Genomic DNA, 16,745 nt, shown 5'->3' with positions numbered 1-16,745 from the left:
ATGAGCGACGTGAATCTAAGCCGCAGGGCAATTGTGCAGGGCGGTGCTGCGCTTGTTGTCGGATGTGATCGGGGCGGGCCCGCGGCCACCAATTTTGCAGCCGAGGATGACTCCGCGGGATGGATGTCACTGTTGGTTCAATCCGAGCGGGGTGGGCGCGATTATTCGGCCCGTATCGAAGGCCAGTTGCCGCAAGCGCTCATGGGTACGCTCTACCGGAATGGTGGAGGGCTCTACGAGCGAGATGGTTTCCGTAAAGCTTATGCCGTCGATGGGGATGGGCTAATACAGCAATTGCAAATCGCTGATGGCACGGCGCTCTACAAGAACGCCTTTGTCAAAACTCCAAAGTTTATTGCTGAAGAAAATGCGGGACAATTTCTATATTCAACATGGACAACCCGGCGTCCGGGCGGCGTTTGGAATAATTTCGGCGGCGGTGAGATCTTAAGCCAAGCAGGTGTCATGGTTTATCCGATTGGGGACAAAATCATTGCACTCGATGAAGTAAATCCGGGATTTCGAATAAACGAGGAAACGCTAAATACGGAATCTGCGTTATGGATTGGCGGTGAAACGCAGGGATCGAACAATAAGGCACACGCAAAGTTCGATCCGCGTCGGCGAGAGTGGATCATCCCTGGACAAGGCTTTGGTAGAAAGCCCGAGAATTTTGCGTTCGTTTATTCAGAGGACGGAAAATTAAAGCGTACGCACCGTTTTGAATGTCCGAGGAGTATATATTTTCACGATTTTCTAGTTACAGAAAAATACTTTATATTTGTGTTGCACCCGGCAGAGTTCTCGCCTGCGGGCTTTCTCTTGGGGACCCGCAGTATTGCTGAATCCCTAAAGTGGCGACCGGAGAAAGGTAACCTCATCGCGTTGTGCCCCCGAGAGGGTGGCGCGCCGATTTACTTGGACGCGCCAGCCGCGTTTATGTGGCACGCGTTAAACGCCTATCAGATCGGGGAGAATGTAATTGCCGACTTTGTTGGGTTCGATGTGCCAGACCATTTCATTGGACCGAACCCGATGTTGAAAACGATGATGAGCGGTAAAATGGGGCAGGCGCAGGTGCCCGGAAAAGTTCGGCGATATCATATCGAAGTCCAGAAACGGCGTCTCCGAGAAGAGATTGTTGACGCCGGCAATCACGAGTTTCCGATACTAGATCCGCAATTTTCTTTGCAAAAGCACCGTTATGGGTATTTCAGTTCGGGCGGGCTTGGCGGGCTGAATGCGGGCGTTAAACGAGTCGATTTTGAATCCGGCACACATGATAATTTCCATTTTGGCGATCATGCGCATGTTGGTGAGCCCATCTTTGTGCCCCATCCGGACGGCATCGCCGACAAAGGTTGGTTAATCGCTCAATGTCTTGATGGGCACCGGGCACAATCATTCTTCGCGGTTTTTGAAACGTCGAGTATAGCGCAGGGGCCCGTTGCGAAAATTTGGCTAGAACATGTTGCGCCGCTCAGTTTTCATGGGTGTTGGGTGTCTGCTTGAGGTCAAAAGAGATGTGCACTGACAGGTTTCGTAGCGCTCATTCTACGGTCAATCTCATTTCTGGACATCGGAGAGTGTGGTAGGTTTGTCAGCGTGCGACGACAGGTGTACTATTCAGATTGTGAAAATTTTATGATAGGCTCCAAATTTCGTTTCTAGGATCCGAGAGATAATGAGCCCGATATTAAAGGCATATTTGGAACATCAGGAGGCGCTGAAGCGTTTTTTGTCAAAGTTTCTCTCGCGGGCAGATGATATTGAGGATATCGCGCAAGATGCTTTCTTGCGCAGTTTTGCTGCCGAGGCCCGGCAGGAAATAGAGTCGCCGAAATCGTTCATTTTCACCGTTGCCAAGAACCTTGCGCTAAGTGAAATCGCGAAAAAATCAAATTCTACGACCGATTACCTTGAGGATTTTAGCGTCCCATCAGTCTTACATGACGAAAGGCAGGTCGGCGCGGAAGAAGAGTTAGAGTCGCGGCAGAAATTAACGCTGTTCTCCGAGGCGGTCGCGCAATTGCCGACCCAGTGTCGGCGTGTGTTTATTATGCGAAAACTCTATGGAATGAAAAACAAGGATATTGCCGCGCAACTGAGTATTTCAATCAGTGCGGTGGAGAAGCATGTTGCGTTGGGTCTGCTGAAATGCAGCGATTATCTTGTTGAACGCGGCTATGGACCGGCTGATTTTGGGCGGACTTCGTTAGTGCGCTCCAAGAAGCAGAATATTCGATCGGTAACTAAGATAAAAGAAAAAAGGCAATGAGCGATTCCGGCAAGGTAGTAGAGTTTCCTGATCGCGACGAGATCAGGGCGGAAGCTGCGAATTGGTTCGCGCGCGTGGAATCGCGCGAAATGACGCCTGACATGCGTGATGAATTATCGCAATGGCTAAAGAGTAGTCATGCGCATGAAGAAGAATTTGAACGCCTGTCGGGATTGTGGGGTGATTTAGATATTCTGGAAGAGCTGAATTATCTCGAAGTCCCTGATAATCCAGAGAACCGAAACATTCTGCGGCTGAAAACTCGGCCGACGCGGCGTGTTGTTTTTGGCATAGCGGCGTCGGTGGCTATTCTTGCCGGGCTTGGTTCTTTTCAAATATTTTTAAACCTTCGAAACCCAACGCAATCTGAATATTTTCAAACGGCTCTGGGTAGGCAGCAGACCGTTCAACTTATTGACGGGTCGACTGTGACCATAAACACCGATAGCGAAATTAACGTTCAGATTACCCGTGATGCGCGAAATGTGTATCTTTTAAAAGGCGAGGCGCATTTTGATGTTGCATCAAATCCGAAGCGACAATTCTCGGTTTATGCGGGTGACGGTATTGTGCGGGCGATCGGTACGGCGTTTTCTGTTCAGGTCCATGACGATGATGTGGAAGTTTTTGTATCGGAAGGACGTGTAGAGCTCATCGCAAAACCGGAGCCTGTTGCCGAGCCGGCGAGTGGGGCTGTAAGCGAGCGGGTGCGGGTACCTAACGAAAAAGTACCGCTGACAGAAATTGCCGCGGGTGATCATGCTCGTTTTAATCGCGACAAGCTTGATTATGTCGCGCCGATGACGGAAGCGGAGATCAATCGCAAGCTGGCATGGCGGCATGGAATGCTTGCTTTTGCAGGCGAGCCATTGTCAGAGGTGATCGGAGAAGTCAGTCGATATACCGATTTCCAAATCGAAGTGGCAGAACCTAGTCTTAATAAGGTTCCGATCGGGGGGTATTTTAAGGTGGGTGAAGTGGAGGGGCTGCTTGAGGCGTTGGAAGAAACTTTCGACATCAAGGTGGAACGCATTGACGGAAATCGCGCGCGCCTAAGAAGAGAGACTTGAGCATTTCTATGCTGATTGTGGATTTGGTCCGCGCAAAAATTTAAATCGCAACATTTTCAATTCGCGGCTTCCGACCCATTCGTCAGTGTACTATTTATGTGGATATTATTTTTCGAAGTCCTACTTTCTTCCGCCAGATCAATTATTAGCATCCACTGTTTTTGAGAAAAAATAATTTTTTTTGAAGAAGCGGGTGCGGATTTTGAATTTACATCGGTCTTACGTCTAGGCCGATGAGAAGAGCGAAGTGGATGGAAATCATTGGGCCGGATCGTAAGAGGCTGGGGACGAGTATCTAATCAAAGAATTGCGCAGTGTTCAATCGCGGCAATACTATATTGCCAATGGATAGGTACTGCCAATGCAGCTTGTCCCTCCGAGATAATTGAATTTGACATTGCTGCTTCAACCTTGAGTGAAGCCGTTAGTCGCCTTGTGCAACAAGGCAACGTTCAATTGATTTACCCTTACGACCTTGCTCACACATCCGAGGTTAATCGGGTGGATGGTTCTTATACGCTATGCGAAGCACTCAACATCATGTTTCGCGACACGAAGTTTTCCGCCGGCCTTACGCAGAGTGGAACCGTCACGGTTTCGCTAAGGGGCAATAAAAAGGAGCGGGAGGACAAAATGTCGAGTTCTAAATTGAAAAAATCACTTTTGCTGAGAGTCAGCAGTTTCTTGTTCGGCGCTGGGGCGAGTGTCGCATATGCAGATGTGGCGAACGCACAGAGTGATCGCGATCTTGAGAATGATGAAATAATCGTGACGGCAACGAAGCGCGCGACCAGTCTGCAAGATACGCCGTCAAGTATTACGGCCTTGGGCAGGGAAGAAATTCAGAACAAGTCACTCGTGAGTATGGATGATTATCTGAATGCGGTGCCAGGCGTAAATTTCCTAGATCGTGGCGTTGGCAACAACCAAGTTGTCATTCGTGGTATTGCTCTCGGTTTTGCGGAGCGTTCTACCGTAGGCACATATTTTGGTGAGGTGCCGCTCTCTAATCCGATCATTTCAACGTCTACGGATATAAAATTAGTAGACATGGAGCGCATCGAAATACTGCGCGGGCCACAAGGTACGCTTTATGGCGGCGGTGCAATGAGTGGGGCCGTTAGAAATATTCCTAATGCGCCGAATTTAAGTAAAGTCGAAGGTAAGGTAACAGCTGAGTATTCGAGAACCGAAGGCGCGAACGGCAGTAACGGCAATGTTACGGCGGTATTAAACCTCCCGCTTATTCAGGACGAACTCGCCTTTCGTGTGGTCGGTTACCGGTTCGAAAATGCCGGGTACGTTAATCTTGTGAGTGATGACGAGATCGAAGCGCGTGCTGCAGCTACCGGTGCGCCGGTCGCGCTTCACCAAGGCATGGGCGGCCATAATTATACAGGCGTACGCGGAACAGTATTGTGGAAGCCATCGGATAAATTTGATCTTAGCTTCATGGCCGCTTATCAGAAGCTCAATGAAATCGGCCGAAATGAAGTAAAAATTTCCCTTGGTGGATACAACGCTTCGGCGCTTAATACGGGCAAGGAGTTCAAGTCGGATGATCTCCAAATCTATAATCTGGTCGCAAATTATGACCTGGATTGGGGCGTCGTAACTTCGTCTACGTCTCGCATTGTAGGACAAACTGCGGATTCTTCAGACTTAGGCCGTGTCATAGGGTGGGCGGCCGTTGGCTTTAGCGACCGCAAAAAAGAGGGTTGGATTGAAGAGCTTCGCTTTACCTCTCAATTCTCTGGTCCGCTCCAAGTGACGACAGGGTTCTATTACGAGGATTTTGAATCTCCTGAGAATTGCTGCTGGCGTTGGACTGGCGAAGATCCTTCCTTAAATCCGTTTGGCAGTCCTGATCTGAGAATTATCAATAGCGTCGCCACGATCGAGCAAGTGGCGGTGTTCGGCGAGGCTACGTTTGAGGCCACCGATTGGCTGAAATTCACCGCCGGCGGACGCTGGTTCGATTACGAACGCCGGGACGTTATTAGTGAGTCTGGTGTGCTCGCTGCGGGGTCAGCTGATCTATCTACATCGGAAAGCGGTACGCGTTTTAAAGCCGGGGTAGATATTAAACCCAATGAAGATGCGTTGATTTATGGCTTGTGGTCTCAAGGTTTTCGATTGGGATTTGGCGCGGCAGTTCCATCGCCGAGTGTTTGTGATACCGACAATAATGGGCTGTTAGACTTTACGGATCTTCCGCTCGGCACATCGCAATTACAGTCAGACACAACAGAGAACATCGAAGTTGGCGGAAAATTCAGCCTATTTGATAATAGAGTGGTTTTAAATACCGCGGTTTATCGAATTGACTGGGACGATATTCCGGTTGGAATTCTGGGCGATAATCCCGTTTGTAACGCGACGATCAATGGCGGAAAAGCGCGGTCACAAGGTGTTGAAATAGAAACTGGTATTCAGCTTACGGAAGGGCTCCACCTTCAGTTGTCTGGGTCTTATGTCGACGCTGAGTTCAAGAATGCGCTTGTCGGCCAAGTTGGTGATCGGTTGCCGATGTCGCCAGATTTCAACGGTTATGCCGGGCTACAATATGACTTCGATTTATACGGCAAAAAGTCATATTTCCGAGCAGATATCACTTATGTTGGCGGATTCTCGACCGGCAATGCGATCCCCACTCAGTCTGGTGACTATATTCGACTGGATTTAAACGCGGGCGTCGAATTCGATAAATTCGATATTCGAGTGTTTGCGGACAACCTCACAAATGAAGAGGATGTAACCGTGAGTTTCTTCCTCGATCGAGGTTGGCGTTTGCGACCGCGCACGGTGGGTTTACAGCTCGGTTATCGATTCTAACCTCCATAGAAGATGTGCCGCGCTCTTGATTGAGTGCGGCGCTTCAAGCCCTAGTCTCGGCCCCAATGTGGTCGAAATATCTCTCGAAATAACTCTCGAAATAACAGACAGAACTAATGTCGAGATACGGAGCGACAAACTCCTTACGTTTGGCTTTTGTTTCATGCATGCGTGCCGCAACAATTAGAAAATCAGCATACAAACGGTATGTGATTGACGCAAAAATCTACGTTCTAAATTTCGTGATTTGTACCACCTAATGCGGCAATAGCGACGGTAAAAAATAGTGAAGTGGGTATAGGAAATGGCATCTCAGTTAATAAAAAATGTTCTCAGAATAGGCACCTCGAGTGCGGCGTTGTTGTTGGGCGCGGCGCAAGCGCAACATGAACAATTTGCGGCTGCGGAAGAAGACGAGATTACAGTGACCGCGTCACGTATTCGGACCGACGGATTTATGGCACCGACACCGGTAACGGTGCTTGGTGAAAACCAGATAAAGGCGCGCGGGACGACGAATATAGCAAACATCATTAACGAATCGCCGGCCTTTACCGGATCCGCCACTTCGACATCGACTGTATTGAATAGTCGATTGAATGGTGTGAACGCTGTGGATTTACGCGGATTGGGCGTTAATCGCAATCTGGTTCTGGTGAACGGCCGCCGGGTTCCTGCTTTTAATGAATTTGGCAATGTTGATCTAAATGCCTTTCCCTCTCTTGCAGTGAAACGAGTCGAAGTCGTTACCGGTGGCGCGTCCGCCGCATGGGGGTCTGATGCTGTGTCCGGTGTCGTTAATTTGATTTATGATGATACGCTTGAGGGAGCAAAGCTAAATGTCCAATATGGAGCATCCCTAAAGGGTGACGCCTCGGACTTAAAACTCGCTGCTGCGTGGGGTGGTCGTTTTAGTGATGACCGTGGTCACGTACTGGTAGCTTTCGATTACAATGATAATGGTGGCGTGTCGGAGTCTAAGCGTCGTGATTGGGCGTTGCAGCGCCCGGGCCTATTGCAAAATCCTGCTGATACAGGGCCGAATGACGGTATTCCGCAATACATAATTCGTGATAACACGCGCTTATTTCTAGCGTCTCCGAATGGCGTGACTTTGCCAGGGTCGAGTCCGGTCTCCAATTTGGAATTTTCTCCGGGTGGTGCTTATGGACCGCGTGCGCTTGGGCAAATTGGCGGCAATCTGATGGTCGGGGGCAGCGGATCGACTTTGGGTGATCATGTCGCGCTCGCTGTGCCCGTAGAGCGTTATAACGGGACAATCACTGGGAATTTTGAAGTGTCACAGCAGCTCCAGCTTTTTGTCGAGGCTGGATATGCACACACAGAAAGCCGAGGGCCGCTAATTGACGCGTTTGCATTCGGCGTACCTATTCAACCTGACAATCCCTATCTCCCGGCAGACATTGCGGCGCTAAACACACCTTTTGCGTTATTCAGAACCTTCAACGAGATCCCGACCATCACATCGGTCTCGAAAAATGAGATGATGCGTTTTGTGACCGGTGCCCGTGGTGATTTCAATGATCGGTGGCGTTGGGAAACATCGATACAGTATGGCGAGACTCATTTTTCAAATGATCAGCCCAGCAATTTAATTCCAGCAAATCTTTACCGTGCCGCAGATAGTGTCTTCGATCCATCCGTAGGTGAAATCGTTTGCCGTGCGAACGCTAACGGTGCGGAAGGAGCGCCAGGATGTGTACCGATTAATCTTTTTGGGCAAGGTTCGCCGAATTCGGAATCTCTTGATTACATAACGGCGGACGGCATTTCTGATACCAAAGTGACACAATTCTCGGTCGGTGGTTTTGTCGAGGGAGAGTTGATTCAAGGGTGGGCTGGTCCTGTGATGACATCAATGGGGCTAGAGCATCGCCGCGAGACGCTAAATCGCACAGTAAACGATCTCAATGACAATGAAGCGTTTCTGATCGTCAACGCGCAGCCTCTGGACGGTAAGATCAATGTCACAGAGGTCTTCGGCGAACTGGCGGTGCCGCTCATCAGCGGGAAGCAAGCGTTAGATATAAACCTTGCGGGCAGATATACAGACTATAACACTGTTGGCGGAATTGTGACCTGGAAAGCGGGTCTGAATTACTCGCCAGTCGAGCCCATTCGTTTCCGCGCTACCGTATCTAGCGATATTCGCGCGCCGAATATTGGTGAAAATTTCCTCGACACGCTTTTGGTTTTTGCCGATGTAGACAATCCTTTTACCGGCAATCGCGATTTTATTGCGGCACCCCGTACTGGCAATACCGGACTCGCCGAAGAACGCGCGCTAACGACAACTGCCGGGGTTGTATATAGTTCTGATTGGGGCTTCAGTGCATCACTAGATTGGTATTTAATCGACCTCGAGGATGCAATCGGTGAGGTCAGTACACAATCTATTGTAGATCAATGTTTTGAGGCTGATCAAAGCTTCTGTGATTTGATTACATTTGATTCCGACCAAACAATTCTCGAAGTCCTAAACCGATCTCTCAATCTCGGTGTTTTCAAGGTTGAGGGTCTGGATTTCGAACTTAACTATGTGAGAGAGATAGGGCCAGGCGCTCTAAATTTAAGAGCGCTGGGAAGTTATCTTATAAGAAAAGAAATTTCGCCTGACGGTGAAAACATCACCGATGTTGCCGGCGAGTTGGGTGCACAAACCTTTTTTGGCACACCGGACTTCCGATCAAATATCAGTATAAGTTATGATACTGATAAATGGGGCCTGTTTAGTCAGGTCCGCTATATCAGCGATGGTGTATTTGACGCGAACTTTGGTCCTGAGCAACTCGCCCCAGAAGAAAACAATATCGGCGCAGTTGCTTATTGGGATGTATCGGTGCGCTATAAGGTTGTCGCCGGCGAATCGGTGAGCATTGAGGCCTATGCCGGTGTCGACAATGTGCTGAATCGCAACCCGCCTGTCGTGCCCCGTGATTTTATCGCCAATATTGCCACCAATCCTACGCATTATGATGTGATTGGTCGAAAAGTATTCGTTGGGCTCCGCGCCGAGTTCTAAAAAATGGAACCCAAACCCAGGGCGCAACTGTGGGTTTGGGGTTCTCATCAGTCTTCTATTGAGGTGCGTGGCTTTTCCGCGTGGTGTCTTCGTGAAAAGAGGTAGCAAGATGATGCGCCTGGTCGCAATCGCAATATTATTTGTACTGAACATTTCGGTAGGTGCCGCTGAAAATCAATTAGCGGTGGGTGAACTGACGGCGCGGGCGTTACCGTCCCAAGGGGTGCAGGCGTTTAGTTACCGGTCGAAGGTCACCGGAAGACTCTACGACATTACTATTCGATTTCCGCGTCAGTTCAGAGAAAACCCCGACGCAAAATTTCCTGCGCTTGTGATTACCGATGGGAATAGATTTTTTTCCGCCGCGAATTTTGCGCTTAATGCAGTCGAAGCCGAGTTGGGCAAGCCAATGATTTTGGTGGCCATCGGAACGCCATTCGAAGAGGGATATGCTGCTTATAATAGACGGCGTGTTCACGAGTTCTCCACATCTGGATGGAACCTAAAAGATCCGTTCGGGAAGACGATTGAGCAATCCTGTCGCGAATGGAAATTGACACCAAAGGATTGTCTCGGCGGCGCTGATGAGTTCTTAGAATTTATCGCCGGTGAGCTATTGCCAACTCTGTCCGGGCCGTTCCGTATAGATCAAAATGATCTTACCTTGGGTGGTGTGTCCGCTGGTGGATTTTTCGCGGCGTGGACAGTTTTCCAAGAAGCATCGCCCTTTTCGAACTATATTATTTCAAGTCCAGCGCTAGCCTATGGTGATGGCGAAGTATTTCGTCAGGAGCGGCGCTTTGCGGATAAAAATGACGATTTAGATGTCGGTATTTACATGTCTTCTGGTTCGCTTGAGATTGACCATCCTTATATCGAAGCGCTCGGACGTGTCATAAGTGGGCAGGCGCAGTTAGGCGGTGTGCTGAATAGCCGGGCGTACGAGAATCTCACATTGCATAGCGAAATTCACAACGGTCTTGGTCATGTGGATGCGGCTGCTGCGGCCTATGCCCGGGGGCTACGCCTTTTGCGCGGCGCGAAACCGGCGGAGAGCGCACAATGAGTTTTCTAAAAAGGTCTCTTGCGTTTGCTGCGTTCAGCTTTGTGACGCTTACATCGGTAAGCGCGGCTAATGATGTGCTATCGGAACTTGAGCCATTTGTTAACGAGGTAATGAACATCTCTCATACGCCCGGGGTCGCGATTGCGATTGTGAAGGAGGGTGATGTTGTCTTGACGCGCGGTTTCGGGGTCCGCGAAGCGGGAACCAAGAAGCTTGTCGACGAAGATACGGTTTTTGCCATCGGCTCCATGAGCAAGAACTTTACAGCAATTGCGCTTGGGTTATTGGTGGAGGAGGGGCGATTAAGTTGGAATGCTCCATTAACACAATATGTTCCGGGGCTCCGTTTTTCTGATCCCTATTTATTCTCAATGCTTTCTTTGAATGATGCGCTCTCACACCGAACGGGACTTGAGCGCGCGGACGTCGCCTGGTTTTCGAAATCAGGCGCATCCCGTGATGAGATGCTCGCAGTCATCGAGCGAATACAGTCAGAAGTTCCGTTTCGAGCAGGATATCTCTACAATAATTTCATGTATCTCGCAGCGGGTCAGGCAATTCCTGCGGTTACGGACAAAAGTTGGGATGATTTTCTTGAGGAAAGACTATTTGCGTCCCTTAAGATGAGGCGTACCAATACGAGCGCAGCGGTGCTTACGAGTATGCGCAATGTCGCAACGCCCCATTATCTCACCGATAATGAAGCGATACCGACGACCTATTACAATCTCGATCATATGGCACCGGCCGGGTCAATCAATTCAACCGCGCAGGACATGGCCCGCTGGTGCCAAATGCAGTTGGCGAATGGTGAGTTTCGCGGTGAGCAGATTGTCCCCGAAAAGGTGATAGATGCAGTCCGCGAAAGAAAAACCTTTCTGCCGCTAAAGAAAACCGGACATGCAGGCACGCATCATAACGCTTACGCATTAGGGTTAGAGCGTAAAAATTATGGGGATGCACATATCGCCTATGAGCATGGTGGTGCCATTCAGGGCATGGCGTCCACAATCGTCTTCATACCAGAGGAAAAAGTTTGCGTTGCCGTTTTAACCAATGGCGAATCGTATGCGGATGTTCGTACTCATGTTGCATATTGGATCCTTGACCGCCTACTAGGGTTAGATGCGGGAGACTATATTGGCAATTTTGTTGAGGCATTAGAAAAACGCCGCAAACAAAGAAATGGTCTCCGTGTGTTGCATAACCGTTCACACGACCCTGCGGCAATGGTTGCCTTTGACCACACAGAAATGGTCGGAAGGTTTCGATCACCTTTATATGGTGAAATAATAATCAACGAAGTCGATGGTAGGCTAACCTCTCAATTCGGTACCGGAAATCCATCGGACTTAAAACCGCATCGCGGATTATCGTTTGATCTACATACAAATGATACAGCGCGGGAGTCTGCGGCACTGGCACCCGTCATCATTACCGCTGTATTGAACAGTCGAGCTAACGTCAGTGCGATAGAACTTGAGTTTCCCGGTCCACAAACTGATGCCATTCGCTTCACGCGGGTCGATTAAGATTACGATCTGGAACAACCCAGATCGTTCAAACAAAATATTAAAAGTTGGGAGGAAAGAATGATTTCTAAATGGCGCATATTTATGACCGCGAGCTGCGGCTCGATTGTAATGGCGCAAGCCTGTACCGCGGCGAATGAGCCGGTTGAGAAAAACGTGCCGACTTATGACACGATTATTGCAAATGGTGTCCTTTATGACGGATCCGGTTCCCCCGGTCAGGAACTCGACATTGCGATTGACGGTGATCTGATCGTTGCGATCGGCGAATTGGACGACGCGAAGGCGGATACAATTATTGATGCTACCGGCCGAGCCGTTTCACCCGGCTTCATCAACATGCTGAGTTGGGGACCTGAGTCTTTAATTGAAGACGGTCGTTCGCTATCGGATATCACGCAAGGTGTAACGCTTGAGGTTTTTGGTGAAGGTTGGTCCATGGGTCCGTGGACTGAGAAAATGAAAGAAGGTCAGCTGAAAAGCCAAACCAACATTCAGTATGACATCAAATGGTCGACGCTCGGAGAATATTTACAGTATCTCGAAGAACGTGGTGTTTCACCAAATGTTGCTTCTTTTGTCGGGGCGACGACCTTACGGATAAAACATTTGGGCTTCGAGGACCGTGCCCCGACCGAAGAAGAATTAAAAGCCATGCAAGCGGATGTGGCATTCGCGATGGAAGAAGGTGCCATGGGGGTCGGGTCGTCATTGATATATGCTCCTGCATTTTACGCGCAGACGGAAGAACTGATCGCGCTCGTCGACACCGCCGAGGACTACGGCGGTTCATATATTACGCATATGCGTTCCGAAGGCGCGAAATTGGTAGAAGGCGTAGAGGAGGTTTTAGAAATTGCTGAAGCCACTGGCGCCGGCGTCGAAATCTATCACTTAAAAGCAGCTGGTCAGGAAAATTTCTCGAAAATGGATACTGTCCTTCGGATGGTAAACGCGGCTCGTGCTAATGGTGTCGATATCCGTGCCAATATGTACACCTATACTGCGGGAAGTACGGGGCTGAATGCCGGTATGCCACCATGGGTTCAGGAAGGCGGTTATGAGGCTTGGGTCGAGCGGATGAAAGATCCGAAAATACGCGAACAGCTCCTCGTCGAAATAGAAACACCTACAGATGAGTGGGAGAATATTTATCTTGCATCGGGCGGCGCGGACGGAGTTCTCCTTGTCGGTTTTCGGAATCCAGACCTGCAGCCGCTAACTGGTAAAACACTGGCGGAAGTCGCGGCAATGCGGGGCACAAGCCCAGCGGAAACGATGATCGACCTTGTGATCGAAGATGGTAGTCGGGTCGAAGCTGTCTATTTTATGATGTCTGAAGAAAATATACGTAAACAGATCGCGCAGCCATGGGTTAGTTTTCAATCGGATGCTCCGACGCTTGCACCTGAAGGTGTTTTTCTCAAGGAAAGCGTACATCCGCGCGCCTATGGGACATTCGCGCGCCTGCTAGGAAAATATGTTCGCGATGAAAAGATAATTTCTCTGGAGGAGGCGATACGTCGATTGACATCACTTCCAGCTGAAAATTTAAAAATTGAGGACCGTGGTCTTTTGAAAAAGAGTTATTACGCAGACATAGTCGTCTTTAATCCGGAAACAATTACGGACTACGCTACCTTCGAGAACCCGCACCAACTTTCCGTGGGCGTTGATCATGTCTTCGTAAATGGTGAGCAAGTGGTTCGCGATGGCGTTCACACGGGCGCAAAACCTGGCCGGGTCGTGCGTGGTCCTGGTTTTCAATCCAATGACGAGGATTATAGGAAATGAGCAGTCAGGATAAAATGATAGTGGCTGTCGAGCAGGTTGTTTTTCGAGCACCATATGCCATCTATTTTGGCGATGTGGAAACGGTCGGCTTCGCCAAAACGGGGCTTGGATTGATCGAATGGCGCCGCGATTTGTGTATCGGACAAATTCGGTTGGCAGGCGCAAAAATTGACGGTGGAATTCCGGATCTGACAATAGAAGATCTGGCTAAATCCGGCGCGCAGTCATTGATAATTGGCGTTGCGCCAAGTGGAGGAAAGATACCCGAGGCATGGATCAATGACCTTGTGACGGCCGCGAAGATTGGCCTTGACATAGTGTCAGGAATGCATGTCAAGCTATCAACATTTCCTCACCTTGTTTCGGCCGCGACTGAAAGCGGTGCGCGTCTAATTGATGTTCGCACACCACCGCCAAGCCTACCAATCGGGACGGGAGATAAGCGCTCGGGTAAACGTTTACTTACGGTCGGAACAGACTGTGCGGTTGGAAAAAAATACACCGCACTCGGTATTGAACGAGAAATGCGAGCGCGGGGTCTCGACGCGGATTTTCGCGCGACTGGCCAAACTGGCATCCTTATCGCAGGCAAAGGCGTCCCGATTGATGCGGTCGTGTCCGATTTCGTCTCTGGTGCCGCCGAAGTTGTTTCGCCCGATGCGAAGCCGGACCACTGGGATATTATTGAAGGACAGGGTGCTTTAACGAACCCGAGTTTTGCGGGCGTAAGTTTGGGACTACTCCACGGATCCCAGCCGGATGCACTTGTTTTGTGCCACGATCCAAAACGCTCTCATCATATTGGCGACGCGGGGAGCTATCCGATTGTCTCCCTATCCGAAGCAATAGAGCTGAATCTTATTTTGGCGCGACGGGTAAATCCATCGGTACGATTTGTCGGTGTGTCCGTGAATTCGAGCGGCCTATCTGATCAAGAGCGTACTGCGCTATTTGATCAGTATCATAAGGAAACCGATCTTCCAGTAATCGACCCGATAAAAACCGGTGCTGCCCCTATAGTCGATCGTATTTTGTCGGAGAATTGGTCATGAGGCGCGTCAGTGTGTACAAAACTGTTTGGCTGTTAAAAGCGCCATTTCGAATCACTGGCGTTACATTTGAAGAGGTAGAGCCGGTTGTAGTGGAGATTGAAGAGGGGGGTGTCGTCGGTCGCGGCGAGGGGATCGGTGTTTACTATTTAAATGAAACCTCAAAGAGCCTGCTTGATGAAATCGAAAAAGTACGTGGCTCAATAGAAGCGGGTCTATCGCGGCAGGAATTGTTGGAGGCGATGCCCGCATCCGGTGCACGCAATGCAATAGATTGTGCACTTTGGGATTTGGAAGGTAAGATAAATGGGAAGAGTGTTTCCGAGTTGACTGGGATCGATCTCAAACCGGTTCAAACGGTTGCGACCATCGGCTTAGAAGCCACACCGGAAGCCATGGCGGAAAAAGCAATCGCCGCTACCACCTTTAAAAACCTCAAAGTAAAGCTAAACGGGGACCAGCCAGTAGAGCGAATGCGCGCCATTCGTGAAGCGCGTCCAGACGCTACGCTGGTCATTGACGCAAATCAGGGTTTTACAATTGAACAACTTACAGAGGTTTTACCGGCATTTGTCGATCTGGGTGTGGCAATGGTAGAACAGCCGCTGCCCAGGGGACAAGATGACGATCTTGATGGCTTTCGCTCGCCTATACCGCTGTGTGCTGACGAAAGCTGCCTGCATCGCGGAGAATTGCCAGCAGCGCTTTCAAAATACGACATGATCAATATTAAACTAGATAAGACCGGCGGATTGACTGAAGCGCTTGCGCTTGTGGAAGCCGCGAAACAAGCAGACAAAACGCTGATGGTCGGAAATATGATTGGTACGTCTCTTTCGATGATGCCAGCTCTTTATGTCGCTCAATATTGCGACTTTGTTGATCTTGATGGGCCGCTGCATTTGCGCGATGATTATCGCGAAGGCCTAACCTATTCTGACGGGTATGCTCACCCCCCACGCCATAAATTTTGGGGCGGCAGCCAATGAAACGAGTTTTTCAGATTTATTTGTTGCCGGGCCTGGTTTTTCAATCGGTCTTAATCGGCGGTGGATATGGGACGGGCCGTGAAATTGTTGAGTTCTTTTTATCGCATGGACCTATAGGTGGCTTGCTTGGGATGGCTGTAACGATCGCCGTCTGGTGTTTTCTATTGGCTATCGCTTTTGATTGTGCTCGGTCGGCCAAGGCCTATGATTATCGTAGCTTCTTTCGCTACCTAATCGGGCCATTCTGGCGATTGTTTGAAGTCGCCTATTTATTATTGGCTTTACTCGTTATTGCAGTGGTTGGGTCTGCGTCGGGCGAAATTATTAATGACAATTTTGGATTGCCGCCAATTGTCGGTACAATTGGTTTGCTGGCCGGGGTCGGTGTTTTGGCGTTTCTAGGCAGTAGCATAATAGAGCGTGTACTGTCTTTCTGGTCACTATTGCTTTACGTTATGTATGCTGTTTTGTTGATTTGGGTAATGTTTGGCCACGGTCAGGCTATTAGTGATCATTTTGACGATGGGGCCGTCACTGGCGATTGGGGTGGTGATGGTCTGCGTTACGCGGCATATAATTTCGTCGTTCTCGCGCCATTGCTATTTGCGTTGCGCCATATTGAAACCCGAGGGCAAGCAATAACGGCGGGAATTTTGGCCAGCGTCATCGGGATGGTACCAGCAATATTCCTATTCATTGCGATGTTGGCTGGCTATCCAGATATCATTGATGCAGCGGTCCCTGTCACGGAATTGCTACGACTCGTGCAATCTCCGATGTTTTTCATTTTCTTTCAAATTATCCTCTTTGGTACGTTTGTAGAAACCGGAACCGGGCTTGTTCACTCGATTAACGAGCGTATTGCATCGAGTCTCGCCGAGCGGGGCAGGTTATTACCAAAAATGTGGCGCTTTCTAATTGCGGTTGGTATTTTAACGACGGCAGTTTTTCTCGCCGATGCGTTTGGTGTGATTAGCTTGATTGCGAAGGGGTACATGGCAATGTCCTATTTATTCCTTGCGGTCGTGGTATTCCCCCTAGCCACAGTCGGAGCCTACAAAGTGCTGAGATCAAAATAGGATCTCAGCA

The 16,745-nt window shown here is 49.5% G+C and carries 11 protein-coding genes; all 11 read left to right on the top strand.

Translation table 11 applies throughout. The features are described 5' to 3' along the window. The 11 genes from ABFZ83_RS06675 (at nt 1) to ABFZ83_RS06625 (ending at nt 16,735) form a co-directional block, all read left to right on the top strand. Complete coding sequence (locus tag ABFZ83_RS06675) at nt 1-1,512, top strand: carotenoid oxygenase family protein (protein ID WP_411818660.1); 1,512 nt, start codon at nt 1-3, stop codon at nt 1,510-1,512. A gap of 172 nt (nt 1,513-1,684) precedes the next feature. Then, on the top strand, nt 1,685-2,278 hold the full coding sequence (locus ABFZ83_RS06670; RefSeq protein ID WP_411818659.1) for an RNA polymerase sigma factor: 594 nt from the start codon (nt 1,685-1,687) through the stop codon (nt 2,276-2,278). Then, nucleotides 2,275-3,348: a FecR family protein gene (locus ABFZ83_RS06665; RefSeq protein ID WP_411818658.1), complete on the top strand. Its 1,074-nt coding sequence runs from the start codon at nt 2,275-2,277 to the stop codon at nt 3,346-3,348. The genes ABFZ83_RS06670 and ABFZ83_RS06665 overlap by 4 nt, the downstream gene beginning before the upstream one ends. 633 nt (nt 3,349-3,981) lie before the next feature. After that, nucleotides 3,982-6,183 carry a TonB-dependent receptor gene (locus ABFZ83_RS06660; RefSeq protein ID WP_411818657.1) on the top strand — a complete coding sequence of 734 codons (2,202 nt, stop codon included), beginning with the start codon at nt 3,982-3,984 and terminating at the stop codon, nt 6,181-6,183. 304 nt (nt 6,184-6,487) lie between these two features. Further along, nucleotides 6,488-9,226 carry a TonB-dependent receptor plug domain-containing protein gene (locus ABFZ83_RS06655; RefSeq protein WP_411818656.1) on the top strand — a complete coding sequence of 913 codons (2,739 nt, stop codon included), beginning with the start codon at nt 6,488-6,490 and terminating at the stop codon, nt 9,224-9,226. A 109-nt stretch (nt 9,227-9,335) separates the two neighbouring features. After that, nucleotides 9,336-10,292: an alpha/beta hydrolase gene (locus ABFZ83_RS06650; protein ID WP_411818655.1), complete on the top strand. Its 957-nt coding sequence runs from the start codon at nt 9,336-9,338 to the stop codon at nt 10,290-10,292. Beyond that, entirely contained in the window at nt 10,289-11,824 is a 1,536-nt protein-coding gene (locus ABFZ83_RS06645) for a serine hydrolase domain-containing protein (protein WP_411818654.1), read from the top strand. The genes ABFZ83_RS06650 and ABFZ83_RS06645 overlap by 4 nt, the downstream gene beginning before the upstream one ends. A 60-nt stretch (nt 11,825-11,884) precedes the next feature. After that, a complete protein-coding gene (locus ABFZ83_RS06640) occupies nt 11,885-13,618 on the top strand; it encodes an N-acyl-D-amino-acid deacylase family protein (RefSeq protein WP_411818653.1) in 1,734 nt (577 codons plus the stop codon). After that, complete coding sequence (locus ABFZ83_RS06635) at nt 13,615-14,670, top strand: DUF1611 domain-containing protein (protein ID WP_411818652.1); 1,056 nt, start codon at nt 13,615-13,617, stop codon at nt 14,668-14,670. The genes ABFZ83_RS06640 and ABFZ83_RS06635 overlap by 4 nt, the downstream gene beginning before the upstream one ends. Continuing rightward, nucleotides 14,667-15,656, top strand: coding sequence for an N-acetyl-D-Glu racemase DgcA (gene dgcA, locus ABFZ83_RS06630; protein WP_411818651.1), 990 nt, complete (start codon nt 14,667-14,669; stop codon nt 15,654-15,656). The genes ABFZ83_RS06635 and dgcA overlap by 4 nt, the downstream gene beginning before the upstream one ends. Continuing rightward, the gene (locus tag ABFZ83_RS06625; RefSeq protein WP_411818650.1) at nt 15,653-16,735 is read left to right on the top strand and encodes a hypothetical protein; all 1,083 of its coding nucleotides are present in this window, start codon (nt 15,653-15,655) and stop codon (nt 16,733-16,735) included. The genes dgcA and ABFZ83_RS06625 overlap by 4 nt, the downstream gene beginning before the upstream one ends. The last annotated feature ends 10 nt before the right edge of the window (nt 16,736-16,745 follow it).

The organism is Hyphococcus formosus (genome assembly GCF_046736345.1).
Classification (GTDB): domain Bacteria; phylum Pseudomonadota; class Alphaproteobacteria; order Caulobacterales; family Parvularculaceae; genus Hyphococcus; species Hyphococcus formosus.
Note: the sequence above shows the minus strand (reverse complement) of the source record. Positions and strands in the feature narration are given on the sequence as shown.

Excerpts from the sequence above, each read along its gene's own strand:
- ABFZ83_RS06675 (WP_411818660.1), top strand. The coding sequence starts at position 1 with ATGAGCGACGTGAATCTAAGCCGCAGGGCAATTGTGCAGGGCGGTGCT.
- ABFZ83_RS06670 (WP_411818659.1), top strand. The coding sequence starts at position 1,685 with ATGAGCCCGATATTAAAGGCATATTTGGAACATCAGGAGGCGCTGAAG.
- ABFZ83_RS06665 (WP_411818658.1), top strand. The coding sequence starts at position 2,275 with ATGAGCGATTCCGGCAAGGTAGTAGAGTTTCCTGATCGCGACGAGATC.
- ABFZ83_RS06660 (WP_411818657.1), top strand. The coding sequence starts at position 3,982 with ATGTCGAGTTCTAAATTGAAAAAATCACTTTTGCTGAGAGTCAGCAGT.
- ABFZ83_RS06655 (WP_411818656.1), top strand. The coding sequence starts at position 6,488 with ATGGCATCTCAGTTAATAAAAAATGTTCTCAGAATAGGCACCTCGAGT.
- ABFZ83_RS06650 (WP_411818655.1), top strand. The coding sequence starts at position 9,336 with ATGATGCGCCTGGTCGCAATCGCAATATTATTTGTACTGAACATTTCG.
- ABFZ83_RS06645 (WP_411818654.1), top strand. The coding sequence starts at position 10,289 with ATGAGTTTTCTAAAAAGGTCTCTTGCGTTTGCTGCGTTCAGCTTTGTG.
- ABFZ83_RS06640 (WP_411818653.1), top strand. The coding sequence starts at position 11,885 with ATGATTTCTAAATGGCGCATATTTATGACCGCGAGCTGCGGCTCGATT.
- ABFZ83_RS06635 (WP_411818652.1), top strand. The coding sequence starts at position 13,615 with ATGAGCAGTCAGGATAAAATGATAGTGGCTGTCGAGCAGGTTGTTTTT.
- dgcA (WP_411818651.1), top strand. The coding sequence starts at position 14,667 with ATGAGGCGCGTCAGTGTGTACAAAACTGTTTGGCTGTTAAAAGCGCCA.
- ABFZ83_RS06625 (WP_411818650.1), top strand. The coding sequence starts at position 15,653 with ATGAAACGAGTTTTTCAGATTTATTTGTTGCCGGGCCTGGTTTTTCAA.